Annotated in this window: 17 protein-coding genes, 1 tRNA gene and 1 pseudogene; 13 read left to right on the top strand and 6 right to left on the bottom strand. The window is 72.9% G+C overall.

Going from position 1 to position 20,741, the window contains the following annotated elements; genetic code table 11:
- The first annotated feature begins 1 nt into the window (after position 1).
- The 6 genes from ACIQFU_RS02430 to ACIQFU_RS02405 all read left to right on the top strand — a co-directional run bounded on the left by ACIQFU_RS02430 (position 2) and on the right by ACIQFU_RS02405 (position 8,739).
- Positions 2-1,618, top strand: coding sequence for a beta-N-acetylhexosaminidase (locus ACIQFU_RS02430; protein WP_402548382.1), 1,617 nt, complete (start codon positions 2-4; stop codon positions 1,616-1,618).
- 311 nt (positions 1,619-1,929) lie between these two features.
- Entirely contained in the window at positions 1,930-2,823 is an 894-nt protein-coding gene (locus tag ACIQFU_RS02425; RefSeq protein WP_402548381.1) for an FAD binding domain-containing protein, read from the top strand.
- On the top strand, positions 2,820-5,081 hold the full coding sequence (locus ACIQFU_RS02420; RefSeq protein ID WP_402548380.1) for a 2Fe-2S iron-sulfur cluster-binding protein: 2,262 nt from the start codon (positions 2,820-2,822) through the stop codon (positions 5,079-5,081). Before ACIQFU_RS02425 ends, ACIQFU_RS02420 begins: the two co-directional genes overlap by 4 nt.
- On the top strand, positions 5,078-7,399 hold the full coding sequence (locus tag ACIQFU_RS02415; RefSeq protein ID WP_402548379.1) for a xanthine dehydrogenase family protein molybdopterin-binding subunit: 2,322 nt from the start codon (positions 5,078-5,080) through the stop codon (positions 7,397-7,399). The genes ACIQFU_RS02420 and ACIQFU_RS02415 overlap by 4 nt, the downstream gene beginning before the upstream one ends.
- Positions 7,400-7,562: 163 nt before the next feature.
- Positions 7,563-8,237 (top strand): SUKH-4 family immunity protein, encoded by a 675-nt coding sequence (locus ACIQFU_RS02410; protein WP_402548377.1) that lies wholly within the window; start codon positions 7,563-7,565, stop codon positions 8,235-8,237.
- Between the two features lie 67 nt (positions 8,238-8,304).
- Positions 8,305-8,739 (top strand): hypothetical protein, encoded by a 435-nt coding sequence (locus ACIQFU_RS02405; protein WP_402548376.1) that lies wholly within the window; start codon positions 8,305-8,307, stop codon positions 8,737-8,739.
- A 47-nt stretch (positions 8,740-8,786) separates the two neighbouring features.
- On the opposite strand, the gene ACIQFU_RS02400 is transcribed toward ACIQFU_RS02405, so the two are convergent.
- Positions 8,787-8,858: transfer RNA gene (locus ACIQFU_RS02400), tRNA-Cys, on the bottom strand.
- 173 nt (positions 8,859-9,031) lie between these two features.
- Here ACIQFU_RS02400 and ACIQFU_RS02395 point away from each other — a divergent pair.
- The 6 genes and pseudogenes from ACIQFU_RS02395 to ACIQFU_RS02370 all read left to right on the top strand — a co-directional run.
- Positions 9,032-9,445: pseudogene (locus ACIQFU_RS02395) on the top strand (hypothetical protein); the annotation flags it as partial.
- Positions 9,432-10,895 carry an MFS transporter gene (locus ACIQFU_RS02390; protein ID WP_402548375.1) on the top strand — a complete coding sequence of 488 codons (1,464 nt, stop codon included), beginning with the start codon at positions 9,432-9,434 and terminating at the stop codon, positions 10,893-10,895. The pseudogene ACIQFU_RS02395 and the gene ACIQFU_RS02390, both read left to right, overlap by 14 nt.
- Positions 10,896-11,049: 154 nt before the next feature.
- Positions 11,050-12,846 (top strand): DEAD/DEAH box helicase, encoded by a 1,797-nt coding sequence (locus ACIQFU_RS02385; RefSeq protein ID WP_402548373.1) that lies wholly within the window; start codon positions 11,050-11,052, stop codon positions 12,844-12,846.
- Positions 12,847-13,135: 289 nt separating this feature from the next.
- The gene (locus tag ACIQFU_RS02380) at positions 13,136-13,795 is read left to right on the top strand and encodes an IclR family transcriptional regulator (RefSeq protein ID WP_402548372.1); all 660 of its coding nucleotides are present in this window, start codon (positions 13,136-13,138) and stop codon (positions 13,793-13,795) included.
- Positions 13,792-14,331, top strand: coding sequence for a hypothetical protein (locus tag ACIQFU_RS02375; RefSeq protein ID WP_402548371.1), 540 nt, complete (start codon positions 13,792-13,794; stop codon positions 14,329-14,331). The genes ACIQFU_RS02380 and ACIQFU_RS02375 overlap by 4 nt, the downstream gene beginning before the upstream one ends.
- 9 nt (positions 14,332-14,340) lie before the next feature.
- Positions 14,341-15,120: a PDZ domain-containing protein gene (locus ACIQFU_RS02370; protein WP_402548370.1), complete on the top strand. Its 780-nt coding sequence runs from the start codon at positions 14,341-14,343 to the stop codon at positions 15,118-15,120.
- A gap of 18 nt (positions 15,121-15,138) precedes the next feature.
- On the opposite strand, the gene ACIQFU_RS02365 is transcribed toward ACIQFU_RS02370, so the two are convergent.
- The 5 genes from ACIQFU_RS02365 to ACIQFU_RS02345 are packed head-to-tail and all read right to left on the bottom strand — an operon-like array spanning position 15,139 to position 19,447.
- Positions 15,139-16,107 carry a glycine betaine ABC transporter substrate-binding protein gene (locus tag ACIQFU_RS02365; RefSeq protein ID WP_402548486.1) on the bottom strand — a complete coding sequence of 323 codons (969 nt, stop codon included), beginning with the start codon at positions 16,105-16,107 and terminating at the stop codon, positions 15,139-15,141.
- Positions 16,108-16,145: 38 nt separating this feature from the next.
- Positions 16,146-17,018: an ABC transporter permease gene (locus tag ACIQFU_RS02360; protein ID WP_402548368.1), complete on the bottom strand. Its 873-nt coding sequence runs from the start codon at positions 17,016-17,018 to the stop codon at positions 16,146-16,148.
- Entirely contained in the window at positions 17,015-18,286 is a 1,272-nt protein-coding gene (locus ACIQFU_RS02355) for a betaine/proline/choline family ABC transporter ATP-binding protein (protein ID WP_402548366.1), read from the bottom strand. The genes ACIQFU_RS02360 and ACIQFU_RS02355 overlap by 4 nt, the downstream gene beginning before the upstream one ends.
- Positions 18,279-18,926: an ABC transporter permease gene (locus tag ACIQFU_RS02350; protein ID WP_402548365.1), complete on the bottom strand. Its 648-nt coding sequence runs from the start codon at positions 18,924-18,926 to the stop codon at positions 18,279-18,281. Before ACIQFU_RS02350 ends, ACIQFU_RS02355 begins: the two co-directional genes overlap by 8 nt.
- 29 nt (positions 18,927-18,955) lie before the next feature.
- A complete protein-coding gene (locus tag ACIQFU_RS02345) occupies positions 18,956-19,447 on the bottom strand; it encodes an Lrp/AsnC family transcriptional regulator (protein ID WP_402548363.1) in 492 nt (163 codons plus the stop codon).
- A 126-nt stretch (positions 19,448-19,573) separates the two neighbouring features.
- Here ACIQFU_RS02345 and hppD point away from each other — a divergent pair, with 126 nt between their 5' ends.
- On the top strand, positions 19,574-20,719 hold the full coding sequence (gene hppD / locus ACIQFU_RS02340) for a 4-hydroxyphenylpyruvate dioxygenase (protein WP_402548361.1): 1,146 nt from the start codon (positions 19,574-19,576) through the stop codon (positions 20,717-20,719).
- Positions 20,720-20,741: the final 22 nt, after the last annotated feature.

Raw genomic sequence — 20,741 nt, 5'->3', positions numbered from 1 at the left:
CGTGACCGACGTTCTCCCCCAGCCACAGCAGGTCTCGTCCCAGGAGGACGCCTTCTTCGACCTCGGCCCGGACACCGCTCTGGTGGCCGGCGAGGGCACCGAGCGCACCGAGCGCTGGCTGCGCGCCGCACTGGGCGCCGCCACCGGTCTGCCGCTGGCGCCGGCGGCGGGCGGTGGTGGCGGGGCCGTCCGGCTGGCCCTCGACGCCGGACTGCCCGAGGAGGGCTACCGCCTCGTCGTCGCACCGGAAGGCGTGCACCTTACCGGCGGCGACCCGGCCGGCCTCTTCTGGGGCGCCCAGACCCTGCGCCAGCTGGTCGGCCCGGACGCCTTCCGGCGGGCACCGCTGCCCGACCGCCGATGGCGGCTGCCGCTGCTCCGCGTCGAGGACGCGCCCCGGTTCCGCTGGCGCGGCCTGATGCTGGACGTCGCCAGGCACTTCATGCCCAAGGACGGCGTCCTGCGCTACCTGGACCTGATGGCCGCGCACAAACTCAACGTCCTGCACTTCCACCTGACGGACGACCAGGGCTGGCGGGTCGAGATCAAACGCCACCCGAAGCTCACCGAGACGGGCTCCTGGCGGTCGCGCACGAAATACGGCCACCGCGCCTCACCGCTGTGGGAGGACAAACCCCACGGCGGTTACTACACCCAGGACGACATCCGGGAGATCGTCGCCTACGCCGCCGAACGGCACATCACCGTCGTCCCCGAAATCGACGTACCCGGACACTCGCAGGCCGCCATCGCCGCGTATCCCGAACTCGGCAACACGGACGTGATCGACACCACCGCGCTCTCCGTCTGGGACACCTGGGGCGTCTCCCCGAACGTACTCGCCCCCACGGAGGCCGTGCTGCGCTTCTACGAGGGCGTGTTCGAGGAACTCCTGGAGCTTTTCCCCTCGGAGTTCGTCCACATCGGCGGCGACGAATGCCCGAAGGAGCAGTGGCGCGACTCGGCCACCGCGCAGGCGCGCATCCGGGAACTCGCCCTGGCCGACGAGGACGAACTCCAGGCCTGGATCATCCAGCACTTCGACACCTGGCTCACCGGACGCGGGCGCCGGCTCATCGGCTGGGACGAGATCCTGGAGGGCGGACTGGCCAAGGGCGCGGCCGTGGCCTCCTGGCGCGGTTACGCCGGCGGGGTCGCCGCCGCGCGCGCGGGCCACGACGTCGTGATGTGCCCCGAGCAGCAGGTGTACCTGGACCACCGGCAGGCCCCGGGCGAGGACGAACCCGTACCGATCGGCTTCGTGCGCACCCTGGAGGACGTCTACCGGTTCGAGCCGGTTCCGGCGGAACTGACACCGGACGAATCCGGACACGTGATCGGCACCCAGGCGAACGTGTGGAGCGAGGTGATGGAGAACCAGGGACGCGTGGACTACCAGGTGTTCCCGAGGCTCGCCGCCTTCGCCGAGGTCGCCTGGAGCGCCCTGCCGGCCCCGGCCGACCGGGACTACGCCGCCTTCGAACGGCGGATGACCGCCCACTACCGGCGTCTCGACGCGCTGGGCGTCGGCTACCGGCCGCCCGCCGGCCCGCTGCCCTGGCAGCGGCGGCCCGGTGTGCTCGGCCGGCCGATCGACGGGCCGCCGCCGAACAAGTAGGAAAACGCCGAACGGTTGACGCACGACGAAACGACGCGCAACGAAACGCCGGATAACAAAACACAGAACGCGAAACGCCCCTAAACGTCACCGAAGAGTGGCAACTCGCGCGCACCGCGCGTAGCTCCGATCGTCGGAGATCCCGTGCGAAAACGGACCATCTCACCGACGAGGCGGGCGAATGCCTCCTAGCGGACCCGTGCGTTCGGGCCCTGCGAAGATGTGCCAGAGTTGCCACGTCCGCCCTGTCAGGTCGTACCGTACGGCCACATGGGCGGGACCAGGTGGGACAGCGGGAAGGGGCAGTCGGTTTGACCACGCACGCACCGCAGGGCGCGCAGGCCGTCACGCTGCCCACGACACTGGACGAGGCCGTGGCGGCGCTCGCGGCGATGCCCGCGGCCGTTCCGGTCGCGGGCGGCACCGACCTGATGGCGGCCGTCAACTCCGGCCAGCTCAGGCCCGCCGCGCTGGTGGGCCTCGGCCGGATCAGCGAGATCCGCGGCTGGCAGTACCAGGACGGGCACGCGCTGCTCGGCGCGGGCCTCACCCACGCCCGCATGGGCCGCCCCGACTTCGCCGCGCTCATCCCGGCGCTCGCCGCCGCCGCGCGCGCCGCGGGACCGCCGCAGATCCGCAACGCGGGCACCCTGGGCGGCAACATCGCCTCGGCCGCCCCCACCGGGGACGCGCTGCCGGTGCTGGCCGCGCTGGAGGCGACGCTGATCATCGCGGGCCCGGACGGGGCCCGGCGGGAGGTGCCGGTCTCGCACCTGCTGGCCGGCATGGAGATGCTCCGCGCGGGCGAGCTGATCGGTTACGTGCGCGTGCCGCTGCTGCACGCGCCGCAGGTCTTCCTGAAGGCGACCGGCCGCACCGGCCCCGGCCGCGCGACGGCCTCCGTGGCGCTGGTCCTCGACCCGGCCCGGCGCGGCGTGCGGTGTGCGGTGGGCGCCATCGCGCCGATGCCGCTGCGGCCCCTGGAGGCCGAGCAGTGGGTGGCCTCGCTCATCGACTGGGACAACGGCCGCGCCGTCGTCCCGGAGGCGCTGCAAGGCTTCGGCGAGTACGTCGCCGCGGCCTGCATCCCCGACGAGGCCCCGGCCGAGGACGGCTCCGTGCCGCCGCTGCCGCCCGCCGTACTGCACCTGCGGCGCACCGTCGCCGCGCTGGCCCGACGAGCACTGGGGAGGGCGCTGTCGTGACCGACGACCAGCACGGCGACGAGTACGGCGATCAGTACGACGCCCGGCACGACGACCGGCACGCGGGGGGCACGCCGCCGAGCGGCGGACGCTGGGACCCGCTGCCCCAGGGCGACTACGACGACGGCGCCACCGCCTTCGTGAAGCTCCCCGAGGGCGGCGTGGACGCGCTCCTCGCCTCCTCCGACAGCCCGCTCGCCGCACCCGGGCACGGCTACGTGCCGCCCCAGATCACGGTCACGTCCGCCACCACGGCGGGCACCGACCCGGCCGCCACCGGCTCCTGGGCGGCACCGTCGGCACCGTCCGCGCCCGTGGACGGCGCCCAGTGGCAGGCCCCGGAGGCGGGTCAGGAGCCCGGCGCCCACCAGGGGTACGACGAGTACGCCGCCCACCAGGACCCGTACGGCGGGACGGCGCCCTACGGGACGCAGGCCGGGCAGGGCGTCCCCGGGCAGGACGACCGGTTCGCCTACCAGCCCGGGGCCACCGGGCAGTGGGACTTCTCGCAGACTCCGCAGCATTCGCAGACTCCGCGGAGTCCGCAGGCCCCGCACGCCGAGCGGGGCGCCGAGGCGGGTCCGCCCGCGTCCGGCCAGGACGTGACGGGGCAGTGGTCCATCCCCGTGGCCGACGGCGACCTGCCGGACGAGTCGGGCGAGTTCACCACGTCGTCCCTGGCCGAGCAGTGGGGCACCGGTGCCCCGGCCACCCTCCCCGGCGGCGCTCCCGCGCCCTGGGCCACGCAGCCCGCCGGACAGCCGTGGGGCGACGGCCCCGGCGAGAGCGGGCCGGACTCCGGCGAACGGTCCCGCGAGGAGCGGCGCGCACCGTCGCCCCGTCCCGTCGGCCGGCCGTGGGACGACGCCGCGGCACGGCCCGTACCCGGCGGCGGGGAACACCCCTCCGCGCACCCGCACGCGTCCGGTCCCGCCGAGGGCCTGCACGCCCCCGGTTCTGACGGGGACGGGTACGGCCCGGGTCATGACGGGGGACCGCGTCCGCCCGGCTCCGCCGACGGTCCGTACCCGACCCGTCCCGCCGAGGGCCTGCACGCGCCCGGTTCCGCCGAGCGCCCGCACGCCCCCGGTTCCGACGGGGGGCCGCGCCCGCTGGGCTCCGCCGGCGGCGCTCCCGCGCCCACCCCCGACGAAGTCCCGTACCCCGCCGACCCCGCAGACGGCACGGTCGAGGCGGCCTCCGGGCCCGTCCGTGCGGCCGAGACGGTCACCGGCGAGCCCGTTGGTGCCGAGGAGGCCCCTGAGGGCCCGGCAGAGCGCCCTGCGCGCCCCGGCGAGGAGGCGAGAGGCGGATCCGGCCCGGAGGCCGCCGACGGCCCCGTGACGGGCCCGGCACCGACCGCCGGACCGGAGGGCGGGCCCGAGCCCGCGCGGGAGCCCGGACGCGAGCCCGGGGGAGGCCCCCGGCCCGACGCCCCGGCCGGCCACGGAACCGGCCCCGCGGACGCCGACCCGGACGCGGCCGACCTCGGTACCGGCCCGGACGACACCCGTACCGACCCCGACGACCCCGGGGCCGCCCCCGCCGCCGAGGAGCCGCCGGCCCCCGTCGGCCCGCAGGAGGAGCACCCCCTCGCCTCCTACGTGCTGCGCGTCAACGGCGCCGACCGGCCCGTCACCGACGCCTGGATCGGCGAGTCGCTGCTGTACGTGCTGCGCGAGCGGCTCGGCCTCGCGGGCGCCAAGGACGGCTGCTCGCAGGGCGAGTGCGGCGCCTGCAACGTGCAGGTCGACGGACGGCTCGTCGCCTCCTGCCTGGTCCCGGCCGTGACCGCGGCCGGCAGCGAGGTGCGTACCGTCGAGGGTCTGGCCGCCGACGGACAGCCCTCGGACGTGCAGCGGGCGCTCGCCCGGCGCGGCGCGGTGCAGTGCGGCTTCTGCGTGCCCGGCATGGCGATGACCGTGCACAACCTCCTGGAGGGCAACCCGGCCCCGACCGAGCTGGAGGCCCGCCAGGCGCTGTGCGGCAACCTGTGCCGCTGCTCCGGCTACCGGGGTGTCCTGGAGGCCGTTCAGGAGGTCGTCGCCGAACGCGAGGCGCACGCCGACGAGGCGCAGGCCGGCGCCGACCCCGACGAGCCCCGCATCCCGCACCAGGCCGGACCCGGCGCCGGCGGCGTCAACCCGTCGGCGTTCGGGCCCCAGCCACCGCCGGGAACACGGGACGCCACAGGACCGCACGACCGGCCGCCCTACGGCGACCACGGCACCCACGGCCGGGACGGAGGCCACGCGTGAGCAACGACGCCGCGACTGCGGAGGCCGAGGGAACCGCCGAGGCGGCCACCCCCGTCCCCGAGCCGCTCCCGCACGGCCTCGGCGCCTCCCTGCCGCCCGCCGACGCCCGCGCCAAGACCGAGGGCACCTTCCCGTACGCCGCCGACCTGTGGGCCGAGGGCCTGCTGTGGGCGGCCGTACTGCGCTCACCGCACCCGCACGCGCGCATCGTGTCCATCGACACCACCCACGCGCGCGAGATGCCCGGCGTCCGGGCGGTCGTCACCCATGAGGACGTGCCCGGCACCCCCCTGCACGGCCGCGGCGGCCACGCCGACCGCCCGGTCTTCGCCTCCGAGGTCGTACGCCACCACGGCGAGCCCCTCGCCGCCGTCGCCGCCGACCACCCGGACACCGCGCGGATGGCCGCCGCCGCCGTCATCGTCGAGTACGAGTTGCTCGACCCGGTGACCGACCCGGAGCAGGCCTTCGAGGCGGAGCCGCTGCACCCCGACGGCAACCTGATCCGGCACATCCCGCTGCGCCACGGCGACCCGGAGGCGGCCGGCGAGATCGTCGTCGAGGGCCTGTACCGCATCGGCCGCCAGGACCCGGCGCCCATAGGAGCCGAGGCCGGTCTCGCCGTACCGCGCCCCGACGGCGGCGTGGAGCTGTACCTGGCCTCCACCGACCCGCACGGCGACCGCGACATCGCCGCCGCGTGCTACGGCCTGTCGCCCGAACAGGTGAAGATCGTCGTCACCGGGGTGCCGGGCGCCACCGCGGACCGCGAGGACCAGGGCTTCCAGCTGCCGCTCGGCCTGCTGGCGCTGAAGACCGGCTGCCCGGTGAAACTGACCGCCACGCGCGAGGAGTCCTTCCTCGGGCACACCCACCGCCACCCCACGCTCCTGCGCTACCGCCACCACGCGGACGCCGAGGGCCGGGTCGTCAAGGTCGAGGCGCAGATCCTGCTCGACGCGGGCGCCTACGCGGACACCTCCTCCGACGCCCTGGCCGCCGCGGTGGCCTTCGCCTGCGGTCCCTACGTCGTCCCCAACGCCTTCATCGAGGGCTGGGCGGTGCGTACCAACAACCCGCCCTCCGGCCATGTGCGCGGCGAGGGCGCCATGCAGGTCTGCGCCGCGTACGAGGCGCAGATGGACAAGATCGCCAAGAAGCTGGGCCAGGACCCGGCCGAGGTGCGGCTGCGCAACGTCCTGGCCACCGGCGACGTGCTCCCCACCGGCCAGACGGTCACCTGTCCCGCCCCCGTCGCCGAACTCCTCCAGGCGGTCCGTGACTTCCCCCTCCCCGCCCTGCCCAAGGACACGCCCGAGGACGAGTGGCTGCTGCCCGGTGGCCCCGAGGGCGCGGGCGAACCGGGCGCGGTGCGCCGGGGCGTGGGCTACGGCATCGGCATGGTGCACATGCTGGGTGCCGAGGGCGCCGACGAGGTCTCCACGGCCACCGTGAAGGTCCAGGACGGCGTGGCGACGGTGCTGTGCGCGGCCGTGGAGACCGGCCAGGGCTTCACGACCCTGGCCCGGCAGATCGTCCAGGAGACCCTGGGCGTGGACGAGGTCCACGTGGCCCCCGTCGACACCGACCAGCCCCCGGCCGGACCGGGCTGCCGCGGCCGCCACACCTGGGTGTCGGGCGGCGCGGTGGAACGCGCGGCCAAGATGGTCCGCACCCAGCTCCTCCAGCCGCTGGCCCACCAGTTCGGCATGTCCACGGAGCTGCTCCAGATCGCCGACGGCAAGATCACCTCGTACGACGGCGTGCTGTCGACCACGGTCGCCGAGGCGCTGGACGGCAAGGAACTGTGGGCGACCGCCCAGTGCCGCCCGCACCCGACGGAGCCGCTCGACGAGGCCGGGCAGGGCGACGCGTTCGTCGGCATGGCCTTCTGCGCGATCCGCGCGGTGGTCGACGTCGACATCGAGATCGGCTCGGTCCGGGTCGTGGAGCTGGCCGTCGCCCAGGACGTGGGCCGCGTCCTGAACCCGGCCCAGCTGACCGCCCGCATCGAGGCGGGCGTCACGCAGGGCGTCGGAATCGCGCTGACGGAGAACCTCCGCACCCCCCGCGGCCTGATCCGCCACCCCGACCTGACCGGCTACGCCCTCCCGACGGCACTCGACACCCCCGACATCCGGATCGTGAAGCTCGTCGAGGAACGCGACGTGGTCGCCCCCTTCGGCGCCAAGGCGGTCAGCGCCGTCCCGGTGGTGGCCTCCCCGGCCGCCGTCGCCTCCGCGGTACGCGCGGCCACCGGACGCCCGGTCAACCGCCTCCCGATCCGCCCGCAGGCAGCGGTGGCCACCGGCAACTGATCCGCTGCCCACGCGCGCGAGGCAACGCACGAGGGACCGGGCGCGTCCTACAGACCGAACGGGGTCCGTGCGCAGACGCGTTGTCAGTGGTGGCGCGTAGTCTCCGAAGGAGTGCGAACGACGGCCGTCGGCACACGGACGGCGATACTTTCCCGGGGGGACGATGCACGCGGTCACGGGCGGTACGAGGACGATGCGGGACGCGGCGGCGGACGTCCGGACGCCGGTCCCCTCGCTGCTGACCCGCGTCCGCCTCGCGACGTCGGTCGAGGACCCGCCGTGGACGCGCGGTGCCGCCCGGCGGTCCCCGGCAGGCTGCGAGCGGCCCTCCCTGTGGAACACGTCGGCCCTGATGAGCTGCCTGCTGCTGGCGGTCGGCCACGGCCCGGTGCCCGGCGCCTCCCACGACCTGCCGCCCCGTTTCCTGGACCGGGAGTTCGGCCGTCACGGGGTGACGCGCTTCGAGGACATCGACTTCCCGAGGACCCTCACCCACGAGCCCACCCGCCGCTTCCTGCGCGAGACGGGCCTGCCCGAGGACGCCCACCCCTTCCGCCTCGACACGGACGACCTGCCGTTGCCGACCCTGTCGGAGTACTGCGAGGACCACCCCGAGCACCCGGCCCCGCCCGGTGCGGACCACCTCGCACGCCTGGGCCGGCTCGCGGACGGCGCCCACGTGGTCGTCGACGGCACCACGGGCGCCGTCCTGACCTGGCGGGTCCCCGCCGGCACCCTCCACCCCCTGGTGGCGGACATCTCCGCTCTCGCCCTCACCCTCTGGGCACTGCGCCGTGCGGCACAGCTGGAGACCGTGGCGGGACTGGAACTCACGTAACCCCCGTAACGGGCGTCGCGGGTTTGCCCGGGCCGGGCGGAGTGCGGTCCGCGCCTAGGGTGGCCTGATGGGGGTTCGACTGCGGGAACGCTGGGGCGGGCAGCCGTTGTGGGCGAGATGGGCTCTTGCCGTATACCTGATCGGCTTCCTCGAAGGCTCCTGCGTTCACCTTTCCGACCTGGTGAGGGGCGGAATCCATGCCTACGCGTCGTTCCCGGAGGTTTCCTTCCAGGCGTTCTTCGTCAGCCTGGCGGCCCTCGATCCGCTGGTCGTCGTACTGGTCGTGCTCGTGCGGCGCGAAGGGATCTGGCTGGCGAGCGGCGTGATGGTGCTGGACGTCTCCGCGAACTGGATCGGTAGCCGGCAGTGGCTTCGGGACGATCCGGCGGAGCTGCTGCGTCCTGTCGGACTGCTGCCCATCACTCTCTTCGGCCTGTTCGTCGTCGCGTCCTTGGTTCCCCTGCACCGCACCACCGCGGTGGCGACGGTGCCGCCGGCGTGACTCTCGGCCTCGCCGACCGGACAGCCTGAGGGCGGTCAGGCAGTAAGAGGCCGTGGCGGGATTCGAACCCGCGTAACTCGCTTTGCAGGCGAGCCCCTGGGCCACTCGGGCACACGGCCGGGTCTGTGACTCGGTGACTCGACGGTAGGGCGGGCCGGGGGAGGCGCTCAAGGGATCCGGGCGGGCCGCAACACGACTGCCATACGCCGTTCACCAAGGGGCTTGTGGGTCGGCTCGTCGTGCGACCGAGGTCCCGGTCCCATTGAGGCAGGACCAAACGATCCTTCCGGTGCTGAGCAGGAACGGCCGGCACGACTGCGCGACCCGGGTGATGCAGGCCGCGCCCCGCGACTTCGGGGACCTCACCGAACCCGACGACTGGTGGGTGGCCCACCAGAAACCCGCCCTCGCCCGCCGCGGCGCCGACGACCTCGACCAGGCCCTGCACTTCATCGGCATCGCCTTCGGCCGTCGCGGCGCTCGGCCCGCAGGATGTGGCCGCCCGTATGCAGGCGCTTGCCTCGGAGCAAGGTCTTCCGGTGTCCGCTTCTTGACTCGGGGCGGCCGAGAAAGGGCTGGCGCGCCTTTCGCCAACGGCATCCCGGGCCGGGCGAGACGTACGACCAAGGTCCCGGTCCCGCACCGCCTCTGGACAGGGGTCAACGCGTGCTGTGGCCCTTACTCTGGCGACCATGACCGTCCCTGAGTCCCGCGACACCGATGTCGTGGCCCCCGCCGAGCCCTCCGTCGCCACTGCCGCCGATCCCGCGGAGACCGTGCTGAGCCGCGCCTACCGGGCGCTGAGCATCGGCATCGTCTCCGTCATCGTGCTGATCGCCTTCGAGGCGACGGCGGTCGGTACCGCGATGCCGGTGGCGGCGCGGGAGCTGGACGGGGTGTCGCTGTACGCGTTCGCGTTCTCGGGGTACTTCACGACCAGTCTGTTCGGGATGGTGCTCTCCGGGCAGTGGTCGGACCGGCGCGGGCCGCTGGCGCCGCTGACGACCGGCATCGCCGCCTTCGCGGCCGGGCTGGTGCTGTCCGGGACGGCGGGCGTGATGTGGCTGTTCATCCTCGGGCGGGCCGTGCAGGGGTTCGGCGGCGGGCTCGTGATCGTCGCGCTGTACGTCGTCGTGGGGCGGGCCTACCCGGAGCGGCTGCGGCCCGCGATCATGGCTGCGTTCGCGGCGGGCTGGGTCGTCCCGTCCGTCGTCGGCCCGCTGGCCTCCGGCGCGGTGACCGAGCACCTCGGCTGGCGCTGGGTGTTCGTCGGTATCCCGGTGCTCGTCGTCGTGCCGCTGGCCCTCGCGCTGCCCCAGATACGCAGCCGCGCGGCGGGTCCCGTCGGGGGAGGGGGCGCCCCGGCCTCCTTCGACCGCCGCCGCATCCGCCTCGCCCTCGCCATCTCGCTGGGCGCCGGTCTGCTCCAGTACGCCGCCCAGGACCTGCGCTGGGTGTCGCTGCTGCCCGGCGCGGCGGGCGTCGCGCTGCTCGTGCCCGCCGTGCTCGGGCTGCTGCCGCGCGGCACCTACCGGGCGGCGCGCGGACTGCCGTCCGTGGTGCTGCTGCGCGGGGTCGCCGCGGGGTCCTTCATCGCCGCCGAGTCCTTCGTCCCGCTGATGCTGGTCACCCAGCGGGGGCTCAGCCCGACCCTCGCCGGACTCTCCCTGGCGGCGGGCGGCGCGACCTGGGCCGGGGGCTCGTGGCTCCAGTCCCGGCCGCGCCTGGAGCCGTACCGGGAGCGTCTGATGGCCCTCGGCATGCTCCTGGTGGCGGCGGCCGTCGCGACGGCCCCCAGCGTGCTGATCGACGCCGTGCCCGCCTGGACGGTGGCCGTCGCCTGGGGCTTCGGCTGCTTCGGCATGGGCCTGGTGATCTCCTCCACCAGCGTGCTGCTGCTCAAGCTCTCCGCCCCCGAGGAGGCCGGGTCCAACTCCGCCGCCCTCCAGATCTCCGACGGCCTTTCCAACGTCGTCCTGCTGTCGGCCGGCGGCGCGGCCTTCGCGGCCCTCGGCGGCGGCACGGTCGCCCATACGGCCACCAAGGCCGGTGAGGTCACCGGCTCCCACCCGGCGGCCTTCGCGGCGGTGTTCCTGCCGATGGCGGCCGTGGCGCTGCTGGGAGCGTGGGTGGCGACGCGCCTGCGGGAGAAGTGAACCGGCCGAACGCCCGTGCGACGGATGGGGCGGCTGTGACGTCCGTCCCACCCGGGGGTGACCCGCCCCCGTGCGCGCGTCGATCGCCTCGGCCCGCCGGTAGGGTGGCCCGGTTGTCATACGTGGCCGAGCCGCTCTACCCCCTTCGGAGACCGTGACTACCACCGCCAGCTCCAGCACCTCGCACCACCTGTCCCCGGCCTTCCCCGGCCGTGCCCCCTGGGGCACCGCCGGCAAGCTGCGGGCCTGGCAGCAGGGGGCGATGGAGAAGTACCTCCAGGACCAGCCCCGGGACTTCCTGGCGGTCGCCACCCCCGGCGCCGGGAAGACGACCTTCGCGCTGACGCTGGCGTCCTGGCTGCTGCACCACCACGTCGTGCAGCAGGTGACCGTCGTCGCGCCGACCGAGCACCTGAAGAAGCAGTGGGCCGAGGCCGCGGCGCGCATAGGGATCAAGCTGGACCCGGAGTACAGCGCGGGCCCGCTCAGCCGCGAGTACCAGGGCATCGCCATCACCTACGCGGGCGTCGGCGTGCGCCCCATGCTGCACCGCAACCGCGTCGAGCAGCGCAAGACCCTCGTCATCCTCGACGAGATCCACCACGCCGGTGACTCCAAGTCCTGGGGCGAGGCCTGCCTGGAGGCCTTCGAGCCCGCCACCCGGCGCCTCGCGCTCACCGGCACGCCCTTCCGCTCGGACACCAACCCGATCCCCTTCGTCGCGTACGAGGAGGGCAACGACGGCATCCGCCGCTCCGCCGCCGACTACACCTACGGGTACGGCTCCGCGCTCGGCGACGGCGTCGTGCGCCCCGTCATCTTCATGAGCTACAGCGGCAACATGCGCTGGCGCACCAAGGCGGGCGACGAGATCGCCGCCCGGCTCGGCGAGCCGATGACCAAGGACGCCGTCAGCCAGGCCTGGCGCACCGCGCTCGACCCGCGCGGCGAGTGGATGCCGGCCGTGCTGCGCGCCGCCGACCAGCGGCTGACCGAGGTCAGGAAGGCCATCCCGGACGCCGGGGCCCTCGTCATCGCCGCCGACCAGGACTCCGCCCGTGCCTACGCCAAGCTGATCCGCGAGATCACCGGGAACAAGGCGACCGTCGTGCTGTCCGACGACGCGGGCGCCTCGAAGAACATCGACACGTTCAGCCAGAGCACCGACCGCTGGATGGTCGCCGTCCGCATGGTGTCCGAGGGCGTCGACGTGCCCCGCCTCGCGGTCGGCGTCTACGCCACCACCATCTCCACCCCGCTCTTCTTCGCCCAGGCCGTCGGCCGCTTCGTCCGCTCCCGCCGCCGCGGCGAGACCGCCTCCGTCTTCCTGCCCACCGTCCCGGACCTGCTCACCTTCGCCAACGAGATGGAACGCGAGCGCGACCACGTCCTGGACAAGCCCAAGAAGGAGGGCGAGGAGGACCCGTACGCCGAGTCCGAGAAGGAGATGGACGAGGCGAACCGGGAACAGGACGAGGACACCGGCGAGCAGGAGCAGTTCGCCTTCGAGGCGCTGGAGTCCGAGGCCACCTTCGACCGGGTCATGTACAACGGCGCCGAGTTCGGCATGCAGGCCCACCCCGGCAGCGAGGAGGAGCAGGACTACCTTGGCATCCCGGGCCTGCTGGAGCCCGACCAGGTGCAGCTGCTGCTCCAGAAGCGGCAGGCCAGGCAGATCGCGCACAGCCGCAGGAAGCCCGACGAAGAGGCCGACCTGCTCGAACTGCCCGCCGACCGCCGCCCGGTCGTCTCCCACAAGGAGCTGATGGAGCTGCGCAAGCAGCTCAACACCATGGTCGGCGCCTACGTCCACCAGAGCGGCAAGCCGCACGGCGTCATCCACACCGAGCTGCGCCGCGTCTGCGGCGGCCCGCCCAGCGCCGAGGCGACCGGCGGCCAGCTGCGTCAGCGCATCGCCAAGGTGCAGGAGTGGGCGACGCGCATGAAGTGACGTCGCCCGGGGCGTGTGCCGCACGTATAGGGACAAAAACAGGCAGTCGATAACGGTTGGCGCCCGGATTCTGGACGGAGCCTTCCGCTGAGCGAACCTGGTCGTTACTGTCCCGCTACGCACACGCCCCGTGGCAGCGCCGCCGCGGAGCGCAGCCGTGAAGCGACTGGGCCCGCGACAACGCCGGGCCGTCAGCCGATCGGCGGCCTCTCAAGCGCGTCGCTGACGGGACTCGGTGACGCACATCCGCGAGGAGAGCCGCCGACCTCACCACTAAGGAGTGGGCGTCGTGACCGCGGAGACCTCTCAGACGCTCGACCGGGGACTGCGGGTCCTCAAACTGCTGGCCGATACGGACCACGGGCTGACCGTCACCGAGCTGTCCCACAAGCTGGGCGTCAACCGGACCGTCGTGTACCGGTTGCTCGCCACGCTGGAACAGCACGCACTCGTACGCCGGGACCTGGGCGGCCGCGCCCGCGTCGGCCTCGGCGTGCTCGGCCTGGGCCGCCAGGTGCACCCCCTGGTCCGCGAGGCGGCGATGCCGGCCCTGCGGGCCCTGGCCGAGGACATAGGGGCGACGGCCCACCTGACCCTGGTGGACGGCGCGGAAGCGCTGGCCGTCGCGGTCGTGGAGCCGACCTGGACCGACTACCACGTCGCCTACCGCGCCGGTTTCCGGCACCCCCTGGAACGGGGCGCCGCGGGCAAGGCGATCCTGGCCGCCCGCCGGCCGCCCCAGCCCCCCGACGAGGACGTGGAGGCCCCCGGCTACACCCTCACCCACGGCGAACTGGAGGCCGGCGCCTGCGGCGCGGCGGCGCCCCTGCTCGGCGTCACGGGAGTGGAGGGCAGCGTCGGCGTGGTCATGCTGGCGGACGTGGTCCCGGAACGGGTCGGCGAACGCGTGATGCACGCGGCCCGAGAGGTGGCGGAGGCCCTGCGGTGACGCCGCCCCGTGCGCCGGGTGCGGGGGCCGTCGCCGGGCGGGTCCGGCTGCACGAGGTCATGGGACGGCTGCGCGGGCACAGGCCGGTCTTCCACTCGGAGGCCGACCTCCGGCACGCTTTCGCCCGGGTGCGGTGGGAGACGGCACCGGAGATCGAGTCCCGGCTCGAGGTTCCCCGGCGGAGGCCGGGGAGAGCCGAGTACCTGGATCTGCTGTGCATCGGGCCGGCCGCCCGAACCGCCGTCGAGTTCAAGCACTTCACCCGGGGCTGGACCGGCGCCGCCGGCACACCGGCCGAGGACTACCTCCTGAAGAAGCACGGCGCCACCGACCTCGCCCGGCTGCACTTCGTGCGTGACATCGCCGGACTGGAGCGGTTCTGCGGCCGGTCCGGGCCGAGGGCACGTACGAGCCGAACACCTGCACCCTGGCGGGCACCTGCCCCCTGGCCTGGGAGCCGTACTCCGCACAGGCCGGGACCGGCGGGGAGTTCCGCTGACGTTCCCCGCAGCCGGAGCGCGGCGGGCTCGCGTTAGATTGACTCCGTGCTCTCTCGTCTCACGCGTCCCCAGTTCCTCGCCGTCTGCGGTGTGCCCGTCGTGGCGCTGCTCGTGACCGCCGTGTTCGCGCCGCTGCCGTTCTCCGTGGCGCAGCCGGGGCTGACGGCGGATGTGCTGGGCGAGAACCGGGGGACCGAGGTGATCACGATCAGCGGAGCGCCGACGCACGACACCAGCGGCCAGCTGCGCATGACGACGATCGAGGCGACCGGGCCGGACGCGAGCATCCATCTCGGGGACGTGCTCAGCAGCTGGTTCGACACCGACCGGGCCGTCATGCCGCGCGACGCCGTCTACCCGAGCGGCGACGACGTGAGCGAGATCGAGGAGTACAACCAGGAGCAGATGAGGGAGTCGCAGGACTCGGCCACCACCGCCGCGCTCCGGTATCTCCGGTTGGAGAAGAAGGACATCGACGTCCGGCTCCGGCTGGAGGACGTCGGCGGGCCCAGCGCCGGGCTGCTGTTCTCGCTCGGCATCGTCGACAAGCTCGGCGCCGGTGACCTGACCGGCGGCAAGGTCGTCGCCGGGACCGGGACCATCACCGACGACGGCAAGGTCGGCGCCGTCGGCGGGGTGCCGCTCAAGACGCAGGCCGCGCGGCGGGACGGGGCCACCGTCTTCCTGGTGCCGAAGGCGGAGTGCTCCGACGCCCGGGCCGAGTTGCCGAAGGGGCTCCGGCTGATCCCGGTGACGACCCTCAAGGGCGCGGTCGACTCGCTGAAGGCGCTGGAGAGCGGGAAGGGCGGCGTCCCCGCCTGCTGAGCACCGCGGGCCCGCTCCCTACCCCTCCTTCACGAAGCCCTTCTCCTTCATCCAGTCCAGCGCCACCTGGTGGGGGTCCTCGCCGTCCACGTCGACCTTCGCGTTCAGGGTCTGCGCCACGTCGTTGGTCAGCGCCTTGGTGACCGGGTCGAGCACGGAGGCGATCGCCGGCCACTTCTTCAGGGTGGCCGTGCGCACCATGGGCGCCGCGTTGTAGTTCGGGAAGAACTTCTTGTCGTCCTCCATCACCACCAGGTTCATGGACTTGATCCGCCCGTCGGTGGTGTACACTTCGCCGTACGTGCACGCGCCCTTCGCGGTCTGGGTGTAGATGATGCCGGTGTCCATCTGCGTGATGTTCCCGGCGGGCAGCGACATGCCGTACGCCTTCTCCAGGCCCGGCAGGCCGTCCGCGCGGTTGGCGAACTCGCCCTCCACGCACAGCGTCACCGCCCCGGGGTCGGACTTCGCCAGCTCGGCCACGTCGGAAAGGGTCTTCGTCCTGTACTTCTCGTAGTTGGCCTGGTTCATCGCCAGCGCGTACGTGTTGTTCAGGCGGGCCGGCGGCAGCCACGTCAGCCCCTTCTTCGCGTCGGCCTCCTTCACCGCCTTCCACTGCTGCTCGGGGTCGGGGATCGGCTTGCTGTTGCCCAGGTACGTGATCCACGCCGTGCCCGTGTACTCGTACGTGGCGTCGGCGTCGCCGTTCTCCACCGCGGCGCGGGTGCCGACCGAGCCCTGGATGCCGGTGCGGTCGAGCACCTCCGCGCCCGCCGCCTCGAAGGCGATGCCCATGATCGCGCCGAGGACCAGCTGCTCGGTGAACTCCTTCGAGGTGACCGTGAGATCGGCCCCCTCCAGCGGCTTCCCCTTGCCGATGGAGCCCGGCTCCACGTCGTCGACCATCGGGGAGCCGCTGGTCAGACCGCACCCGGCGGAGGCCGTCAGGAGCGACACGGCCAGCAGCGAGCACGTACGCCGGCTCAGCCGAAGCCGTCCCGTCCGTCCCGGCCGTTCCAGCCGCCTCATGTGCCCACCTCCAGTCCCCGCGGCCGCAGCAGCAGTTCCGCCAGCGACGCCAGCCAGTCCACGAGCAGGGCCAGGGCGACGGTGAGGACCGAGCCCAGCACCAGCACCGGCATCCGCTGGCTGGTGATGCCGGTGGTGATCAGCACGCCCAGGCCGCCGCCCCCGCCGAAGGTCGCCAGCGTCGCCGTACCGACGTTCAGGACGAGCGCCGTGCGCACGCCGGCCAGGATGAGCGGGACGGCCAGCGGGAGTTCCACCCGGGTGAGGACGCCCAGCGGGGACATGCCGATGCCGCGGGCCGCCTCCAGGAGCGTCGGGTCGTTCGCCTTCAGGCCGGCGATGGTGTTGGAGAGCACGGGCAGGACGGCGTAGATGATGATGCCGATCAGGGCGGCCTTGCGGCCGATGCCCAGCCAGATCACCAGCAGCGCCAGCAGACCGATCGCCGGGGTGGCCTGGCCCATGTTGGCGAACGCCATCGCGAAGGGGGTGGCCTTGCGGAACGCCCTGCGGGTGAGCAGGATGCCCAGCGGGATCGCGATGATCAGCACGAAGAAGGTGGAGATCACCGTGAGCTGCACGTGCTGCCACAGGGCCTTGGTGACCTGGCCGTTGCCGAGGGCGTTGCGGCTGAGCGCGTCCAGGTCGGCCTGCCGGTACCACAGCCAGGTCGCCAGCAGTACGGCGATCAGGACGACGGGCAGGAAGGTCAGCTTGCGCCAGCCGACCCGGGGGCCCGCCGCCACCGGGGACGGCGGGGGAGCCTCGGCCTCCTCCTCGTCCCCGCCCTCGTCCCGGAAGGCGAGCCCCTTGACCTCGTGCTCCCCCGCGGGGCGGCGGCCGGGGGAGGGGCGGGAGGAGCCGCTCACGCGCGGCCTCCGACCCCGCCGAAGCCCTCCTGCTCGGTGTGCGTCTGCGTGGCCCGGGACTCCTCCAGGTCGTGCTGGTGCTCCAGCGCGTCGAGCCGGTCGGCCTCCAGCAGCTCCTGCACGGAGTTCATCAGCGTCTCCATGTCGACGACGCCCTCGTAGGCGCCGCGCCGCCCGGTAACCGCGACCCGCCCCGTGTTGTCGGTGAGCACCGCCTCCAGCGCGTCCCGCAGCGTCGCGTCCCGGGTCACCGTGTCGTGGACCAGCGTCCCGGCCCGCGCCAGCGAGCCCTTGGCCCGCATCAGGTCGCCGCGCCGCAGCCACTTGTAGGGGCGCCCGCGCCGGTCCAGGAGCAGGATCTCGTTGGTGCCGGACTCCCGCAGCCGGTCGAAGATGTGCTGCAGCGGGTCCTCCACGGTCACCGTCGGGTAGTCGGTGATGCCGACGTCCCGTACCCGGGTCAGGTTCAGCCGCTTCAGGGCCGCGCCCGCGCCCACGAAACCGGAGACGAAGTCGTCCGCCGGGTTGGTGAGGATCGCCTCCGGGGTGTCGAACTGCGCGATGTGGGAGCGCTCGCGCAGCACGGCGATCCGGTCGCCCAGCTTGATCGCCTCGTCGAAGTCGTGGGTGACGAAGACGATCGTCTTGTGCAGCTCGTGCTGGAGCCGGATCAGCTCGTCCTGGAGGTGGTCCCGGGTGATCGGGTCGACCGCGCCGAACGGCTCGTCCATCAGCAGCACCGGCGGATCGGCCGCCAGCGCCCGCGCCACACCCACCCGCTGCTGCTGGCCGCCGGACAGCTGGCGCGGATAACGGCCGTGGAACTCCCCGGCGTCCAGGCCGACCAGGTCCAGCATCTCCTCCACCCGCGACCTGATCCGCGCCTTCGACCAGCCGATCATCCTCGGCACCAGCGCGATGTTCTGGGCGACGGTCATGTGCGGGAAGAGCCCCGAGGACTGGATCGCGTACCCGACCTTGCGACGCAGCTTCACCGGGTCGATGTCGGTGACGTCCTCGCCGTTGATGCGGATGCGGCCGCCGCTGGGCTCGATCAGCCGGTTGATCATCTTCAGGGTGGTGGACTTCCCGCAGCCCGAGGGGCCGACGAAGATGACCGTCTCCCCGGCCTTGATCTCCATGGACACGTTCTCGACGGCGGGCTGCGGATTGCCCGGGTAGAGCTTGGTGAGGGACTCCAGCTCGATGGTCGCGCCGGTGGTGCCGTCGTGGCCGTTCCCCGCCACGGTCGCCGCTGTCTCAGACACGGATCCCCCTCGGAATGGTCAGCCGTCCCAGCAGCACGTACGCCGCGTCGAACAGCAGGGCCAGGACGATGATGCCGAGCGTGCCCGCGAGGACCTGGTTGAGCGCGTTCTTGCTGCCCAGCGAGGCGATCCCGCGGAAGATCTCGTTGCCGAGGCCCGGCCCGGAGGCGTAGGCGGCGATCGCCGCGATGCCCATCAGCATCTGCGTCGAGACCCGGATGCCGGTCAGGATCGGCGGCCAGGCCAGCGGCAGCTCCACCCGCAGCAGCCGCGCCGGACGCGACATCCCGATGCCCTTGGCCGCGTCCACCAGCGACGGGTCGACCCCGCGCAGGCCCACGATCGAGTTGCGCACGATCGGCAGCAGCCCGTACAGGGTCAGCGCGGTCACCGTCGGCGGCACACCGAGCCCGAGGATCGGGATGAGCAGACCGATCATGGCCAGCGAGGGGATGGTGAGGATGGCCGACGTGGACAGGGTCGCCACGTTGCCCGCCCAGTCGCTGCGGTAGGTGACGACGCCGATCAGCACCCCGAGCAGGGTCGCCACGACCATGCACTGGAAGACCGCGCTGGCGTGCTGGTAGGCGTCGGCGAGCAACTGCTGGTGGCGGCTGCCCAGGAAGTCCCAGAAGTTCACGTCCGCTCACCTCCGGGTTCGGGTCGGCCTCAGTCGTGTCCTTCGCTGTCCGCGGCCGCCTGCTCCACCAACGGGATGATCCGCAGCGGAACGGGGTTCTCCATGACGATCGCCGTGGCGGCCCGGACGATGCCATCAAAACCGACAACCCGGTCGATCACCCGCTGGAGATCGGCGTTCGAGCGGGCCACCAGGCGGCACAGCATGTCCCCGGTACCGGTCGTGGTGTGCAGCTCCAGGACCTCCGGCACCGTCGCCAAGTGCGCCCGTACGTCGGCCCCTTGACCCTGCCGGATCTCCAGCGTGGCGAACGCGGTGACCGGGTAGCCGAGGGCCGCCGGGTCCACTTCGGGACCGAAGCCGCGGATGACTCCGTTCGACTGAAGCCGGTCCAGCCGGGCCTGCGCCGTGCCCCGCGCCACCCCCAGCCGGCGGGACATCTCGAGGACCCCGATCCGCGGTTCCCGCGCCAGCAGACCGATGATCCGCCCGTCCAGCCGGTCGATTCCCGTACCCGCCACAACCCTCACCCTCCCGGCTGGTCATCCTGTACACATCGCCCGCCATGACCGGCGTTCCACTGGTCAGGTTGCCCAGTGAAAACGCAAACTATTGCGCACCTTGCGGACACGGGAGAACCTGCGGCTATGACGCAGACCACACACCACACTCCCGACACCGCCCGGCAGGCCGATCCCTTCCCGGTCAAGGGAATGGACGCGGTCGTCTTCGCCGTGGGCAACGCCAAGCAGGCCGCGCACTACTACTCCACCGCCTTCGGCATGAAGCTGGTCGCGTACTCCGGACCGGAGAACGGCAGCCGGGAGACCGCGAGCTACGTCCTGGAGAGCGGCTCCGCCCGCTTCGTGTTCACCTCGGTGATCAAGCCCTCGACCGACTGGGGCACCTTCCTCGCCCAGCACGTGGCCGAGCACGGCGACGGCGTCGTCGACCTCGCCATCGAGGTCCCGGACGCGCGCGCCGCCCACGCCTACGCCGTCGAGCACGGCGCCCGCTCGCTCGCCGAGCCGCACGAGGTCAAGGACGAGCACGGCACCGTCGTCCTCGCCGCCATCGCCACCTACGGCGAGACCCGGCACACCCTCGTCGAGCGCTCCGGCTACGACGGCCCGTACCTGCCCGGCTACGCCGCCGCCAAGCCGATGGTCGCCCCGCCCGAGCAGCGGGTCTTCCAGGCCGTGGACCACTGCGTCGGCAACGTCGAACTCGGCCGCATGAACGAGTGGGTCGGCTTCTACAACAAGGTCATGGGCTTCACGAACATGAAGGAGTTCGTGGGCGACGACATCGCCACCGAGTACAGCGCGCTGATGTCGAAGGTGGTCGCGGACGGCACCCTCAAGGTCAAGTTCCCGATCAACGAGCCCGCCGTCGCCAAGAAGAAGTCCCAGATCGACGAGTACCTGGAGTTCTACGGCGGCGCCGGCGTCCAGCACATCGCGCTGAACACCAACGACATCGTGTCGACCGTCCGCGCGATGAAGGCGGCCGGCGTCGAGTTCCTGGACACCCCCGACTCGTACTACGACACGCTCGGCGAGTGGGCCGGCGAGACCCGGGTGCCCGTCGACATCCTGCGCGAGCTGAAGATCCTCGTCGACCGCGACGAGGACGGCTACCTGCTGCAGATCTTCACCAAGCCGGTCCAGGACCGGCCGACCGTCTTCTTCGAGATGATCGAGCGCCACGGCTCGATGGGCTTCGGCAAGGGCAACTTCAAGGCCCTGTTCGAGGCGATCGAGCGCGAGCAGGAGAAGCGCGGCAACCTCTGACACCGGCTCCGCGGAGGCGGAT

The sequence above is a fragment of the Streptomyces sp. NPDC093065 genome (genome assembly GCF_044754585.1).
Taxonomy (GTDB): Bacteria; Actinomycetota; Actinomycetes; order Streptomycetales; family Streptomycetaceae; genus Streptomyces.
This window is presented reverse-complemented; position numbering and strand designations above follow the sequence as displayed.